We start from the raw sequence: 13,395 nt of genomic DNA on the forward strand, positions 1-13,395 counted from the left end.
ACGTTGCAGTGTCTCCGGTCAACGTCTTCGCCAGCCGACGACGGGGCACCTCCTTCACCGTCCGCTACGCCGACTGAGCTGAACCGCCCCCGCGTCCGAAGTCATCCGCCCGCTGCCCCAGGCGAGCCGCGTGAAGGGATGACCTGGCCCGTCCACCCGCTGCACACGGAACTGGTCGGAGCCGAGGGTTGGCGCGCATGCGTGTCGTACAAGCTGCGATCCGCAGACTGGTACATCGACCAGTGGCCGCACCACGACGACAGATGGAGGCGGGGGCAGGCCGCCCCCTTCCTTCGCGGCCCGGTGTCGCCGCCGGCGGCTGGCTGGCGGTCTCCCCAGAGGGCCGCCATGGGCGACCCGCTTCCGGGCTGATCCACCCGACCCGCAGCCCTGTCCCGCGAGGCGAGGGCTCACCGAGCACTCGGCCGACAGGTCGACGGCGCGGGAGGCGCGTCCGCAGGACCCGCCCGGTCACTGTTTCCCGCAGAGGGGCGTCAACCGGGACGGGTGTGGAGCAGTCCTCGTCGGCGCAGACCCACGGGCCCGGCCCGTCCAGAGGCTCACCGTGAGCCTGCGAACGGTGAGGAGGACGGGGTCCTCAGCCGCGCAGCCGGACGGCGACCAGCGCCACGTCGTCCTCCGCGCCGTCGCGGAGCATCCGGCCGATCAGCTCGTCGGCGGCCGCCTCGAGCGGGCGGTCCCGGACGGCGACCAGCTCGCCGGCCAGCCGCTCCACGCCGATGTCGAAGACCTGGTCGCGCCGCTCGACGAGGCCGTCGGTGTAGAGCAGCAGCGTCGAGCCCGGCTCGAGCAGCGCCTCGGACTCGGTGCGCCGCGCGGCCGGGTCCACGCCCAGCAGCAGTTCGGCGCGGGGCGTGGTCAGGGTCAGCACGTCGTCCCCCGGTTCGACGAGCAGCGGCGGCAGGTGCCCGGCGCTGGACCAGCGCAGCCGGGCGCCGCCGGTCTCCGGGTCCGGCGTCAGCCGGCCGACCAGGACCGTGGCCATGGCGTGCGGCCCGAGGCCGGCGACGGCGAAGTCCAGCCGGCGCAGGACGGTGGCCGGGCCGTCCGCGCTGTCGTAGGCGATGCCGCGCAGCAGCCCGCGCAGCTGGGCCATGTCGGCGGCGGCCGCGGTGTCGTGGCCGACGACGTCGCCGATGACGACGAAGGTCGACCCGTCGGGCTGCTCGAAGACGTCGTACCAGTCGCCGCCGACCTGGGCCTCGCGGGCGGCGGGCACGTACCGCACCGCGACCTGCAGGCGCGGGGACTCCGGCGGCGCGGTGAGCATCGAGCGCTGCAGCGTCTCCGCGGCGCGGACGATGCTGCGGCTGCGCGCGTACAGCGCCTCCAGCAGGTGGGTGCGCAGCTCGCCGACCTCGGCCAGCTCCTGCGCGGTCCACGGTTCGGAGCGGTCGCGGACCGTCTCCTGCCACCGCTCGAAGCTCTTGCGCGGGCTCAGCCGCACCGAGTCGCCCTCGCGCTCGGCGATCGCCTTGTTGTGCGGGTCGCCGCCCCAGTCGACCGTGCGCCGGGCCTCGGCACGGTGCCACAGCACGTACTGGCCGTCGGGCAGCGGCAGCACGAGCACCCCGCAGGCCACCTCGCACGACACCTGCAGTTCCGCGGCGTGCCGGGGCAGTGAGTCGGTGGCGACGACGTCCTCGTGGCGGGCGGCGGCCCAGGCCGCGATCGCCCCGGCGGTGGCCTCGGGCAGCGGCGTGCCGCGGCTGCCGCGGTGGCCCTGCAGGTGCACCGCGACGCCGTCGGCCGGCAGCAGGTCGAGCAGGTCGGGCGAGCCGAGCAGCGTGTCGGCGAGCGGGCGGTCCTCGTCGAGGGTCGCGGTGGTCAGCCAGGCCAGCGTCGAGCGCACCTGCAGCGCGCGGTGCACCTCGCCCTCCTCGGCGCGGTCGACCAGGCGCAGCGAGAGCGTGGAGCCGAGGAACTCCGCGGCCGCCCGGGTCGCGTAGGGCGGGGCGTGCGGACCGGAGTAGTGGTGGCAGGCGATGAGGCCCCACAGCCTGTCGTCGCGCAGCAGGGAGACCGACATGGAGGCGCGCACGCCCATGTTCTGCAGGTACTCGACGTGGATAGGCGAGACGCTGCGCAGCGTGGAGAAGGTCATGTCCAGCGGCTGCCCGGTGGAGGGCACCAGCGCCGGGCGCAGCGGCACCGGCCGGTAGTCGACGTCGGAGATCAGCCGGATCCAGTTCTTCTCGTACAGCGCCCGCGCCTGGGCCGGGATGTCGGAGGCCGGGTAGTGCAGGCCGAGGAAGGAGTTGAGCTCCTCGGCCTTCGCCTCGGCCACGACCTCGCCGTTGTAGTCGGCGTCGTAGCGGTAGACCATCACGCGGTCGAAGCCGGTCAGCTCGCGCACCGCCTGCGCGGTGATGTCGTAGAGCTCCTGCAGCGAGGTCGCGCGGTTCAGCTCGCCGACCGTGCCGCGCACCGCCTGGTAGGTGTTCGGGAACGAGAACGGGCGGGGGCCGCGCGCCGGCTCGAGCTCGACGACCAGAAGCGCCGTCGGCGGGCTGACGCCGTCGTCCGGGCCGACGACGGCGCGGTGCAGCAGCGCGTCGACCGGCACCGGACTCCCCTCGACGTCGAGGGTGACCTCCACCGGGTTGCGCTCGCGCAGGTCGCCGAAGGCGCTGGCCGACCGGGCCACCGCCCCGGCCGCGGCCACCCCGAGGACCTCGGGCAGCCGCCGGCCGAGGGCGTCGGAGGGGTCGACGCCGACCAGGTCGGCGAGGTTCTCCGACACCTGCACGACGACGAGGTCGGGCTCGCTCACCGCCAGCAGCACCCCGCGCGGCTGGATGCTGCCGGGCACGTGGATCGGCTCGCGCTCGCAGTTGGACAGGTCGACCGGCGTCCCCGCCGGCAGCAGGTCGGTCTCGGAGCCGGTCATGCGGGCGCCCCGACCGGCGTGCACCAGGCGGCCAGCGCGGTGAAGGTGGCCCGCGCGGCCGCGACCACCCGGCCGGCGTCGCCGCCCGTGGCGACCTGCTCCCGGGTCACCCGGCGGTAGGCGTGCCACATGGCACCGGTCTCGGCGCCGTAGGGGGAGAAGGCGCCCAGTCGGACGCCGGGTCCGAGGGTGGGCAGGGTGGCGAGGTGGCGGGCGATGAACGTGCCGCCGAGCGTGGAGCCCTCCAGGACGTAGAGCCGGCCCAGGGCCTGGTCGGTGTCCTCGACGGCGGGCAGCTCGGGTCGCCCCCCGGCGTCCGGCTCGGCGCCCAGGGCGCGCAGGTCCTCGGCGAACAGGTGGGCGCGGCGCCGCCGCGACCAGGCGACGGTCTCGGCATCGCCCGGGTGGCGGCCGGCCCAGGCGTCCAGGCCGGCCTCGGCGGCGGTCCAGAAGGCGTGCAGCCGGGTGAGGACGGCGACCAGCCGGTCGCGGCCCAGCCGCGGGTCCATGAGCCCGAGGGTGGACTCCACCTGCTCGTGCTCGACGGCCGTGGCCGTGCGCAGTTCGGCGAGGACGTCGGCGCCCGCCGCGTGTCGAGGCGACGCCTCGGATCCAGCACCCATACCGGTTCCGAGACTAGGCGACTCCCGCCGCGGTGGCGCGAGCTGAACGGGGGGTGTGAGGCCGGTCACGGCGCGGTCGACGGGGGCGCTCAGCGGCGACCCGGCCGGTCCTCGGACGACGCGGCCCTGGTCCTGGCCGGACGGTCGAGCAGCAGGTCGGCGGCGCGGGCGAGGACCTCCGCCCGGGTGCGGTCGCCGTGGTCGGCGGCGAGGAAGTGCTCGCCGATCGCCACGCAGAAGGCGAGCAGGCTGCGGGCCTCGACCTCGTCGGGGTCGGGGCAGAAGGTGCCGATCATCTCGCGGAGCAGCGCCATGCGCCGGTTGTCCACCCGTCGCAGGCGCAGGGCGACGGCCTCGTCCCGCCGGGCCCAGTCCCGGACCGCCAGGTCGATCGGCAGCAGGCGGTCGTCGGAGAAGGTGAGCACGCCCGCGCGCTCGATCTTGGTCCGCGGATCGCCGCCCTCGCGCTCGACCCGGTCGAGCACGTCGTCGGTGCTCTCCCGCTCCCAGGTGTCCAGCATCGCCTCCAGCAGCGCGTCCCGGTCGGCGAACGACCCGTAGAAGCCGCCCTTGGTGACGCCCAGTTCCTTCGCCAGCGCCTCGACGCGGACGGCGTCCGGACCGCCGGCGGCCAGTGCCTGCAGCCCCTGCTCGATCCACCTCTCCCGCGGCGTGCGGGTCACGCCCACGACGGACCCCCTCATCTCCTGTACGCCACCGTATGGAAGCGCTAGCGTGCTCGTGTACGGAAGCGTATACGAGGGGGAGACAAGGCGATGGGTCTCAGCAGTGCCGTGGAACTGGGCCAGATCCCCGGGTCGGTCCGCGCGATCAGTTCCCTGCCCGAGATCGACTACGCCGACCGGTACACCCTCCCCACCGACGCGGAGGCGACACCGGAGCAGTGGGCCCGGGCGGTGTTCGGCGACGTGCCCGACGTCGCGGAGCGGTTCATCTGGCGCGGTCTCCTCGGTCTGCGGCTCACCCGAGGGCCCTCGCCGGCCACCGTCGCGGGATGGCGGATCGGCGGACGTGGCGAGGACTGGATCCGGCTGGAGACCGCCTCCAGGTCCCTGGGCGCCAACCTCATCGTGCAGACGGTGGAGGGCCGGGTGTCGCTGACGACCTGTCTGGACCAGGGCCGGCGCCGGGACGAGCTAGTGTGGCGCCGGTTGTCCGCCGTGCACCGCCGGCTGGTGCCCCGGGTGCTCCGCGATGCCGAGAGGAGGATCCGGGAGGGCCGGTGAGGACCCGCTGGGGTCACGGGAGCCGGGCACGGCGCAGCGAGGCGTGCAGCAGCAGTCGCGCGTCGCCGTCGGCCACGTCCAGGCCGGTCAGCTCCGCGATCCGCGCGAGCCGGTAGTACAGCGTCTGGCGGTGCACGTGCAGGGCCGCGGACGCCCGCGCCGCGCTGCACCCGGCGTCCAGCCAGGTCTCGGCGGTCGCGGTGAGGACCGGGTCGGCCAGCAGGGGCCGGACGACCGGGTCGGGGCCGGGCAGCGCGGCGGCCAGCCGCCAGCCGCCGAGCTCGTCCCAGTGCGCCACGGGCGAGAAGCGCGGGACGGCGGCCGCGACCCGCGCCGCGGTGCGCGCCTGGTCCCACCGCCCGGCCGGCTCCTCGGCGCCGGTGCCGACCGCCGACAGGCCCGCGGTGCTGCCGGGCGGCAGGCCGGCCAGCGCGGCGGCGGTCACCGCGGCGGCCGGCCGCAGGTCGGCCCGTCCGGGCAGCGGGACGGCGACCGCTACCAGCTGCTCCCCGGGCAGCACGGCGCTGACCGCACCCGCGGCCGGCGCCCGCCACGGCGAGGGCAGCCCCGCCCCGGCCGGGCGCAGCGCCACGAGCACCACCGGGGTCCGCTCACCCCAGGCCGCGGCGAGCGTCCGGACCGCCTGGGCCCGCGCGGCGGGGGAGCCGGTGAGCGCGGTGGCCAGCGGGCGGGCCAGGTCACCGGCGCTCTCCTCCCGCTCGGCCAGCAGCCGCCCGGCCTCGGCGGCCAGCTTCACCGCGCCGGCCAGCGCGGGGTCGTCGGCAGCCGCGGGGTCGGTGCGCCCACCGTCGAGCAGCCACAGGTAGCCGTGGGTGCGCCCGGAGTGCCGGACCGGCAGCACCAGGCGGGTGAGGATCCCGGCGTCCGGGTCGCCCGGGGTGCGCAGCGGCCCCTCGGCGACCGCGATGCCGAAGTCCTCGAACCAGAGCCGGGTGGCCGGCGTCGAGCCCCGGCCGAGGATCGAGCGGGTGCGCACGGCGTCCATCACCGGGGTGTCGGCGCCGTCGACCGGGTGGGCGCAGAAGGCCAGCAGGGTGAAGTCGGCGTCCTCCAGGGTCGCGGGGGCGCCGAGCAGGCCCGCCACCCGGTCCACCAGCTCCTGCAGCTCGTCGCGCACGCCGCCGTCCTCCTGTACAGGTGTATGACACGCCGACGGCGGACACCGTACGTCTGTCGCTGGCCCCGGGGGCTCGGGCTGCCTAGCGTCGGAGGAGTCAGGTCCCCCGGTGGCGGAGGTGGCGCGTGTTCTCGCAGAAGGCCCTGCTGCTCGGTGCCTCGCGGCGCCCGGAGCTGCGCCGGCTGGTCACCGGCACCCCGGCCACCCGGCGGGTGGTCGACCGGTTCGTCGCCGGCGAGACCCTCGACGGGGCGCTGGCCGTCGTCCGGCAGCTGTGCGGTGAGGGCATCGCGGTGACCCTCGACCACCTCGGCGAGGGCGTGACCGACCGCGCCGAGGCGGTGCGCTCACGCGACGCCTACCTCGCGCTGCTCGAGGGGCTGGCGCCGCTGCGGCTGGGCCGCGCCGCCGAGGTGTCGGTGAAGCTCTCGGCGTTCGGCCAGGCACTGCCCGGCGGCGGCACCGACCTGGCCCTGGAGCTGGTCCGGCCGGTCGCCGAGGCGGCGTCGGCGATCGGCACCACGGTCACCCTCGACATGGAGGAGTCGGCCACCGTCGACTCCACCCTCGCCGTCCTCGCCGAGCTGCGCCGCGACCACCCGGGCACCGGGGCGGTGCTGCAGGCCGCGCTGCACCGCACCGAGGACGACGCCGCCGCGCTCGCCGTCCCCGGGTCGCGGGTGCGGCTGGTCAAGGGCGCCTACGACGAGCCGCCGTCGGTCGCGTGGCAGTCCCGCGCCGACGTCGACGCCGCCTACGCCCGCTGCCTCGGCGTCCTCATGCGCGGACCCGGCCACCCGATGGTCGGCAGCCACGACCCGCGGCTGATCTCGCTGGCCCAGCGGCTGGCCGACCACGAGGGTCGGACGCCGGACTCCTGGGAGGTGCAGATGCTCTACGGCATCCGCGCCACCGAGCAGCGTCGGCTCGCCGCCGAGGGCGTCTGCGTGCGCGCCTACGTGCCCTACGGCGCCGACTGGTACGGCTACTTCATGCGCCGGCTGGCCGAGCGTCCTGCGAACCTGCGCTTCTTCCTGCGCTCCCTCGTCAGCACCAACTGAAGGGAAGTCCCATGGACGCCGTCACCAACGTCCCCCCGCCGCGCAACGAGCCGGTCCTCAGCTACGCCCCTGGCACCCCGGAGCGCGCCGCGCTGCAGCAGCGGCTCACCGAGCTGGCCGGCGACCCGCTCGAGCTGACCATGACGCTGGGGGAGAAGCAGCGGATGGGCAGCGGTGAGCGCTTCGACGTCGTCCAGCCGCACCGGCACGCCGCCGTCCTCGGCACCGCCGCGCACGCCACGCACGCCGACGCGCAGGAGGCGGTGGCCTGCGCCAAGGCGGCCGCCCCGGCGTGGCAGGACCTGTCGTTCGACGACCGGGCCGCGGTCTTCCTGCGCGCCGCCGAGCTGCTGGCCGGGCCGTGGCGGCAGACGCTCAACGCCGCGACGATGCTCGGCCAGTCGAAGACCGCCCACCAGGCCGAGATCGACAGCGCCTGCGAGCTCGTCGACTTCTGGCGCTGGAACGTGCACTTCGCCCGCGAGATCGTGTCCGCTCAGCCGGTGTCCTCGCCGGGTGTGTGGAACCGCAGCGACCACCGGCCGCTGGAGGGGTTCGTCTACGCCGTCACGCCGTTCAACTTCACGGCGATCGCCGGCAACCTGCCGACCGCGCCGGCGCTCATGGGCAACACCGTCGTCTGGAAGCCCGCGCCCACCCAGCAGTTCGCCGCGCACTTCCTGATGCGGCTGCTGGAGGAGGCCGGGCTGCCGCCGGGTGTGATCACGATGGTCACCGGCGACGGGATCGCCGTCTCCGACGTCGTCCTGGCCGACCGGGACCTCGCCGGCATCCACTTCACCGGGTCGACGCCGGTCTTCCAGCACCTGTGGCGCACGGTGGGGGAGAACATCGCCTCCTACCGCGGCTACCCGCGCATCGTCGGCGAGACCGGCGGCAAGGACTTCGTCGTCGCGCACCCCTCGGCCGACGTCGACGTGCTGCGGACGGCGCTGGTGCGCGGCGCGTTCGAGTTCCAGGGCCAGAAGTGCTCGGCGGCCTCGCGCGCGTACGTGCCGCGGTCGGTGTGGGCGCGGCTGCGCGACGACCTGGTCGGCGTCACCGAGTCGCTGCCGATGGGCGACGTCACCGACTTCTCGAACTTCATGGGCGCGGTGATCGACCGCAAGTCGTTCTCGAAGCTGTCCGGCGTCCTCGACCGGGTCGACGACGACCCCGCGCTGTCGATCGTGGCCGGCGGGCAGGCCGACGACAGCGAGGGCTTCTTCGTCCGCCCGACGGTCATCGAGGGCACCGACCCGGGCCACGAGGTCTTCACCACCGAGTACTTCGGCCCGATCCTGGCGGTGCACGTCTACGACGACGCCGACTACGACACGGTGCTCACCCAGATGGAGTCGGCGGCGCCGTACGCGCTCACCGGGGCCGTCATCGCCGAGGACCGCGCCGCCATCGCGCACGCGCAGCGCTTCCTGCGCTTCGCGGCGGGCAACTTCTACGTCAACGACAAGCCCACCGGCGCCGTCGTCGGCCAGCAGCCCTTCGGCGGCGGCCGGGCGTCGGGCACCAACGACAAGGCCGGCGCCGCGCAGAACCTGCAGCGCTGGACGAGCACCCGGTCGATCAAGGAGACGTTCGTGCCGCCGACCGACCACCGCTACCCGCACCAGGGCTGAGCGCCCCCCGTCGACGCGCGAGATCGGCACACTGGCGTCCTTCAGGGGGCTGAAGGCCGCGAGTGTGCAGATCTCGCCGGCCAGTGGACGAGGCCGTCCTCGCCGAGCACCGCGCCCTCGGAGGGGCGGTGCTCGGCGAGCCGGCCGTCGGGCATGAGGTGGTGCACCGGTACGCCACGACCGAGGACGGCGACGTCGGCGACGATCCGCCGGTGGCAGCGCCACCACACGCTCTCGCTGCACATCACCGCCACGGTCGCCGTCGCGGCCTCGGCCAGGACCTCGTCGAGCGCGGCGGCGAACTCCGGCGTCCGGGTGTGCGCGGCGTACGCAGCGAACTGGGCGACGGTCCACCAGCCGTCGGCCACCGGCTGGTCCGGCGGCAGCCGGCGCCGCCCGCCCAGCCGCCCGTCCCACCGGTAGCCGACGCCGGCCGCGGGCAGCCAGCCGGCGAGCGCGTCCCGCCGGACGTCGGGGTTGCTGCGGCTGCCCGGGAACCGGCGGACGTCGACGACCAGCCCGACCCCCGCCCCCGTCAGCCGGGCGCCGAGGCGGGTGCGGTCCTCGGGTCCGTGGCCCACGGTCAGCAGCGGCACGCGCCCCCCTCCTCGGCGGTCAGCCGGGCCGGCGGGCGAGGCCGAGCACGTGCGGCGTGGCCGGCAGGGTGACGCGGGAGTCGGGGAACCGCAGCCGGCGCAGGGCCGTGACCGCGAAGCCGGCCCGCTCGACGAGGCCGACCGGGTCGACGGCGGTGTGGCAGCCACCGGCCAGCAGCGGCCACAGCGTCGCGTCGGCGAGGCGCTGCACCGCACGCACCCGCCGGGTCGGGCCGAGGCCGTGCTCGAGGAAGGCGAGGGTCCCCCCGGGGCGCAGCACGCGGGCGATCTCGGCGAGCGCCGTGTCGCGGTCGGGCAGCGAGCACAGCACCAGGCACAGCACCGCGGCGTCGGCAGTGGCGTCAGGCACCGGCAGCGCCTCCGCCGTCCCGGGGACCACGGTGACCAGCACGGGCGCCGCGGCGGCCGCTCGGGTCGCCAGGGCCCGGAGGTGCGGTTCGGGCTCGACCGCGGTCACCCGGGTCACCGCGTCCGGGTAGCGCGCGAAGTTGCGGCCGTTGCCGCAGCCCACCTCGACCACCGTCCCGGAGAGCGGCGCCAGCAGCTCGGTGCGCAGCGCGGCGAGGCCCTCGGCGTCCATCCCCTCGCTGATCCGCGCGTACAGGCGGCTGAAGACCGGACGGGGACGGTCCACCGGCGGGACGCGCTGGGGTGCGGCCATCCCCGGATGGTGCACGCACGTCGACCGGCGCGCAGCCCCCCGCGCACCCGCTGCCGCGTCGGCACGCCGGGCCGGTCATGCTGGTCGGCCGGGCGACGGTGCCCGGTGGAGGGGAGCGGTGTGGCCCGGGGGACGACGGAGGGGCGGACGTCGCTGTGGCGGCTGCCGGCGATGCGGGCGCTGGTCGGCGCGACGGTGCTCGGCTTCACCAGCTTCAGCCTGACCCTGGCCTCGCTGCCCACCCTCGCGGTCGCCCGGGGCGCGGCGGTCGACACGGCGGGCGTGGTGACCGCCGTCTTCCTCGTCGTCACCGTCGCCGGGCAGTCGGCGGTGCCGGCGGCGACGGCCCGCTTCGGCGCAGGGCCGGTGCTCGCCGCGGGGCTCGTGGCCCTCGGCGCCCCCTCGCCGCTCTACGCGGTCGACGGCGGGCTGCTGTGGCTGTCGGCCGTCTCCGCGGTCCGCGGCGCCGGGTTCGCGGTGCTCACGGTGCTGGGGGCGACGCTGGCCGCGCGGGTCGCCCCGGCCGCGCGGCGAGGCGAGTCGATCGGCATCTACGGGTTGGCGATCGCGGTGCCCAACCTGGTCGCCGTCCCCGCCGGGGTCGCGCTGGTGCTCGACGGTCAGGTCACCTGGCTGGCCTGGCTGGCCGCCTCGCCGGTGCTCGCGCTGCCGCTGGTGCCCGGCGTGGTCCGCGGGGCGCGCACCGAGCGGCCGGCCGGGACGTCGTCCTCCCGCGCCGCGGTGCGGGCCGCGCTGCCGCCGTCGGCGGTGCTGCTCGTGGTCACCCTCGCCGGCGGCGGGCTGGTGACCTTCCTGCCGATCGAGCGGCCCGACGGCGTCCTGGCGACGGCGACGCTGCTGGTCTTCGGGATCACCGCGGCGGCCGGCCGCTGGCGGGCCGGCGTGCTCGCCGACCGGACGGGCACCCGGCTGCTGCTGCCGCTGGCCCTGCTCGCCTCGGCGGCCGGGCTCGCCGCCGTCGCGCTCGGGCTGGGCGCCGGCGCCGGCTGGGTCCTCGCCGGTGCCGCCGTCTTCGGCGCGGGCTACGGAGCGGTGCAGAACCTGACGCTGCTGACCGCCTTCGCCCGCGCCGGTGAGGGCGGGGCCACCGCCGCCAGCGCGATGTGGAACGCCTCGTTCGACGCCGGGACCGCCGTCGGCGCCCTGGTGCTCGGGCTGGTGGCGGCGGGGGTCGGTCTGCCGTGGACCTACGTGCTGGTCTCCGGGGTGCTGCTGCTCGCCCTGCCGCTGGCGCGGACGGCGACGCGACCGTAGGTCAGCCGGCGACGCGCGCGGCGGCCTCGCGCAGCGCGCGGAGGAAGAGGATCTCCTCGGCGGACCGGCGCAGCCAGGTGCGCAGCCCGTCGGGGTCGCCGCGGTGGGCGTCGCGCAGCTGCCCCAGGTTCAGCTGCCGGGTGCTGGCCTGCGCCCGCTGGGCCGGGGGGAGCTGGCGGCCGTGGGTGCGCGCGATCGCGGTCAGGCCGGCGCCGACGAACACGAGGTCGCGGATCTCGGTGATGCCGGCGAGCAGCTCGTCGGCCCCGGCGCCGTCGTCGGTGGAGAGGCGGCGGACCAGCTCGTCGGCGGTCTCTCGACCAGCGGCCTGGGGGTCTGTCATGGGGACGATTGTCCCTTGCCGCAATGCCGGCGTTCCTCGCGCCCTGACGGGCCTGCCGGACCCGCAGTGCACGAGGAACGCCGGCAACGAGGAGCGGGTGTCACGCGTCGCGGCGGGTGAACACCGCAGCGGCGACCGCGAGCACGACGGCGACCTCGGCGGCGAACACCGCGAAGCCCACCCAGGGGTCCAGCAGCAGCGGGTTGAACGACTCCGGCGTCGCGACGGCCGAGCCGGCGTTGCCCGGCATCAGCCTGGTCGCCCACTCGCCCCAGGCGCCGGGCAGCACCATCACCAGGTTGCCGACGACGAACACCAGGCCCAGCACGATCGCCAGCGCGGCCGCGGTGTGCCGCACCAGCAGGCCCACGCCCGCGGCGAACAGCCCGAGCCCGGCCAGGTAGAGGCCGCTGCCCACCATCGACCGCAGCACGCCGTCGTCAGTGAGCGCCAGGCCGATGCCCTCGCGGTCGAGGAACCAGTTGCCGCCGAGGTAGCCGGCCAGCGCGGTCAGCGTGCCGGCGACGAACAGCGTCGAGGCGAGCACCGCGGCCTTGGCCGCCAGCACCGCGCCGCGCCGCGGGGTGGCCGCGAGCGTCGCGCGGATCATCCCGGTCCCGTACTCGCTGGTGACCACCAGCGCCCCGAGGACGACGGCGGTGACCTGCGCGAACATCAGCCCCCAGGTGACGAAGGCGCCCACCGGCTCGCCGACGTCCCCGCGTGCCAGGGCCTCCGCGCTCAGGGCGCACACCAGGGTGGTGAGGCCGGTACCCAGCAGGAACATCGCCGTGAGCGACCATGGGGTCGAGCGGACGGTCCAGAACTTGACCAACTCGGCCCGCAGCGCGGCCGTGGCACCGGGCGCCGCCGCGGTCTCCACCCGGGTCCAGGCGTGCGTGCCCACGGTGCTCACCGGGAGGCTCCTGCGTACTCGACGCTGTCGGCGGTCAGGGTCATGAAGGCGTCCTCGAGGGAGGAGCGCACCAGGGTCAGCTCGTGCAGCAGCAGGCCGGACCGGCCGACCAGCTCACCGACGCCGGCCGGGTCCAGGCCCCGCACGCGCAGCTCCCCGCCGTGCGCGGCGACGTCCAGGCCCTGGTGGCGCAGCAGGGTGGCGACCTCGTCGTGCTGCGGGCTGCGGACCCGCACGTGGGAGGCGGCGTGCTGGGCGACGAACTCCGCGGTGGAGCAGTCGGCCAGCACCCGTCCGCGGCCGATGACCACGAGGTGGTCGGCGGTCAGCGCCATCTCCGACATCAGGTGGCTGGAGACGAACACCGTGCGGCCCTCGGTGGCGAGGTCCCGGGCGAGGGTGCGCACCCAGCGGATGCCCTCGGGGTCCAGCCCGTTGACCGGCTCGTCGAGGACGACGACCGGCGGGTCGCCGATCAGCGCGGCCGCGATGCCCAGCCGCTGGCCCATGCCGAGGGAGAACCGGCCGACCCGCTGGTCGGCGACCGCGGTGATCCCGACCAGGTCGAGCACCTCGTCGACGCGGGCCCGCGGGATGCCGTTGCTGGCCGCCAGCCAGCGCAGGTGGTCGCGCGCCGAGCGGCCCGGGTGCAGGGCGCGGGCCTCGAGCAGCGCACCCACCTCGCGCAGCGGGGCGGGGTGGTCGGCGTAGCGGCGGCCGTCGACGGTGACGCTGCCGGAGGTGGGCCGGTCCAGCCCGAGCACCATCCGCATCGTCGTGGACTTGCCCGCGCCGTTCGGACCGAGGAAGCCGGTCACCCGGCCGGGCTCGACGGTGAAGCTGATGCCGTCGACGGCGGTGCGATCGCCGTAGGTCTTGGTGAGCCGGTGCGCGGTGATCATGCGGTCACCGGGCCGCGGGAGGTCGGGGAGGTCATGGCGTCGAGGCTCTCGGCCACCGGCGCCC

At 75.9% G+C, this 13,395-nt stretch carries 13 protein-coding genes; 4 read left to right on the forward strand and 9 right to left on the reverse strand.

Annotated elements, in window-relative coordinates; all coding sequences use genetic code 11:
• Positions 1 to 598: 598 nt before the first annotated feature.
• The 3 genes from GOBS_RS06990 to GOBS_RS07000 all read right to left on the reverse strand — a co-directional run bounded on the left by GOBS_RS06990 (position 599) and on the right by GOBS_RS07000 (position 4,238).
• Complete coding sequence (locus tag GOBS_RS06990; RefSeq protein ID WP_012947591.1) at positions 599 to 2,911, reverse strand: SpoIIE family protein phosphatase; 2,313 nt, start codon at positions 2,909 to 2,911, stop codon at positions 599 to 601.
• Positions 2,908 to 3,534: a biliverdin-producing heme oxygenase gene (locus tag GOBS_RS06995; protein WP_012947592.1), complete on the reverse strand. Its 627-nt coding sequence runs from the start codon at positions 3,532 to 3,534 to the stop codon at positions 2,908 to 2,910. The genes GOBS_RS06990 and GOBS_RS06995 overlap by 4 nt, the downstream gene beginning before the upstream one ends.
• 89 nt (positions 3,535 to 3,623) lie before the next feature.
• The gene (locus GOBS_RS07000) at positions 3,624 to 4,238 is read right to left on the reverse strand and encodes a TetR/AcrR family transcriptional regulator (RefSeq protein WP_041241374.1); all 615 of its coding nucleotides are present in this window, start codon (positions 4,236 to 4,238) and stop codon (positions 3,624 to 3,626) included.
• 72 nt (positions 4,239 to 4,310) lie between these two features.
• On the opposite strand from GOBS_RS07000, the gene GOBS_RS07005 reads away from it, so the two are divergent.
• A complete protein-coding gene (locus tag GOBS_RS07005) occupies positions 4,311 to 4,781 on the forward strand; it encodes a hypothetical protein (RefSeq protein ID WP_012947594.1) in 471 nt (156 codons plus the stop codon).
• 13 nt (positions 4,782 to 4,794) lie between these two features.
• Here the strand turns inward: GOBS_RS07005 and GOBS_RS29250 are convergent, their stop codons facing one another.
• On the reverse strand, positions 4,795 to 5,919 hold the full coding sequence (locus tag GOBS_RS29250) for a helix-turn-helix domain-containing protein (RefSeq protein ID WP_012947595.1): 1,125 nt from the start codon (positions 5,917 to 5,919) through the stop codon (positions 4,795 to 4,797).
• A gap of 125 nt (positions 5,920 to 6,044) precedes the next feature.
• Here GOBS_RS29250 and GOBS_RS07015 point away from each other — a divergent pair, with 125 nt between their 5' ends.
• Both GOBS_RS07015 and pruA read left to right on the forward strand, forming a co-directional pair.
• Complete coding sequence (locus GOBS_RS07015) at positions 6,045 to 6,980, forward strand: proline dehydrogenase family protein (protein ID WP_012947596.1); 936 nt, start codon at positions 6,045 to 6,047, stop codon at positions 6,978 to 6,980.
• 11 nt (positions 6,981 to 6,991) lie between these two features.
• Positions 6,992 to 8,617, forward strand: coding sequence for an L-glutamate gamma-semialdehyde dehydrogenase (pruA, locus tag GOBS_RS07020; RefSeq protein ID WP_012947597.1), 1,626 nt, complete (start codon positions 6,992 to 6,994; stop codon positions 8,615 to 8,617).
• Between the two features lie 41 nt (positions 8,618 to 8,658).
• Here the strand turns inward: pruA and GOBS_RS07025 are convergent, their stop codons facing one another.
• Both GOBS_RS07025 and GOBS_RS07030 read right to left on the reverse strand, forming a co-directional pair.
• Positions 8,659 to 9,213, reverse strand: coding sequence for a DUF488 domain-containing protein (locus tag GOBS_RS07025; RefSeq protein WP_012947598.1), 555 nt, complete (start codon positions 9,211 to 9,213; stop codon positions 8,659 to 8,661).
• Between the two features lie 19 nt (positions 9,214 to 9,232).
• Entirely contained in the window at positions 9,233 to 9,895 is a 663-nt protein-coding gene (locus tag GOBS_RS07030; protein ID WP_012947599.1) for a class I SAM-dependent methyltransferase, read from the reverse strand.
• A gap of 120 nt (positions 9,896 to 10,015) precedes the next feature.
• Between GOBS_RS07030 and GOBS_RS07035 the strand changes: the two genes are divergently transcribed.
• The gene (locus GOBS_RS07035; protein ID WP_012947600.1) at positions 10,016 to 11,170 is read left to right on the forward strand and encodes an MFS transporter; all 1,155 of its coding nucleotides are present in this window, start codon (positions 10,016 to 10,018) and stop codon (positions 11,168 to 11,170) included.
• A gap of 1 nt (position 11,171) precedes the next feature.
• Here GOBS_RS07035 and GOBS_RS07040 read toward each other — a convergent pair whose 3' ends face one another.
• From GOBS_RS07040 to GOBS_RS07050, 3 genes are all read right to left on the reverse strand, one after another.
• Complete coding sequence (locus GOBS_RS07040; RefSeq protein WP_012947601.1) at positions 11,172 to 11,513, reverse strand: hypothetical protein; 342 nt, start codon at positions 11,511 to 11,513, stop codon at positions 11,172 to 11,174.
• 100 nt (positions 11,514 to 11,613) lie between these two features.
• The gene (locus GOBS_RS07045; protein ID WP_012947602.1) at positions 11,614 to 12,429 is read right to left on the reverse strand and encodes an ABC-2 transporter permease; all 816 of its coding nucleotides are present in this window, start codon (positions 12,427 to 12,429) and stop codon (positions 11,614 to 11,616) included.
• The gene (locus GOBS_RS07050) at positions 12,426 to 13,331 is read right to left on the reverse strand and encodes an ABC transporter ATP-binding protein (RefSeq protein ID WP_012947603.1); all 906 of its coding nucleotides are present in this window, start codon (positions 13,329 to 13,331) and stop codon (positions 12,426 to 12,428) included. The genes GOBS_RS07045 and GOBS_RS07050 overlap by 4 nt, the downstream gene beginning before the upstream one ends.
• Between the last annotated feature and the right edge of the window lie 64 nt (positions 13,332 to 13,395).

Source organism: Geodermatophilus obscurus DSM 43160, assembly GCF_000025345.1.
Lineage (GTDB): Bacteria > Actinomycetota > Actinomycetes > Mycobacteriales > Geodermatophilaceae > Geodermatophilus > Geodermatophilus obscurus.

Excerpts from the sequence above, each read along its gene's own strand:
- GOBS_RS06990 (WP_012947591.1), bottom strand. The coding sequence starts at position 2,911 with ATGACCGGCTCCGAGACCGACCTGCTGCCGGCGGGGACGCCGGTCGAC.
- GOBS_RS06995 (WP_012947592.1), bottom strand. The coding sequence starts at position 3,534 with ATGGGTGCTGGATCCGAGGCGTCGCCTCGACACGCGGCGGGCGCCGAC.
- GOBS_RS07000 (WP_041241374.1), bottom strand. The coding sequence starts at position 4,238 with ATGAGGGGGTCCGTCGTGGGCGTGACCCGCACGCCGCGGGAGAGGTGG.
- GOBS_RS07005 (WP_012947594.1), top strand. The coding sequence starts at position 4,311 with ATGGGTCTCAGCAGTGCCGTGGAACTGGGCCAGATCCCCGGGTCGGTC.
- pruA (WP_012947597.1), top strand. The coding sequence starts at position 6,992 with ATGGACGCCGTCACCAACGTCCCCCCGCCGCGCAACGAGCCGGTCCTC.
- GOBS_RS07030 (WP_012947599.1), bottom strand. The coding sequence starts at position 9,895 with ATGGCCGCACCCCAGCGCGTCCCGCCGGTGGACCGTCCCCGTCCGGTC.
- GOBS_RS07040 (WP_012947601.1), bottom strand. The coding sequence starts at position 11,513 with ATGACAGACCCCCAGGCCGCTGGTCGAGAGACCGCCGACGAGCTGGTC.
- GOBS_RS07050 (WP_012947603.1), bottom strand. The coding sequence starts at position 13,331 with ATGATCACCGCGCACCGGCTCACCAAGACCTACGGCGATCGCACCGCC.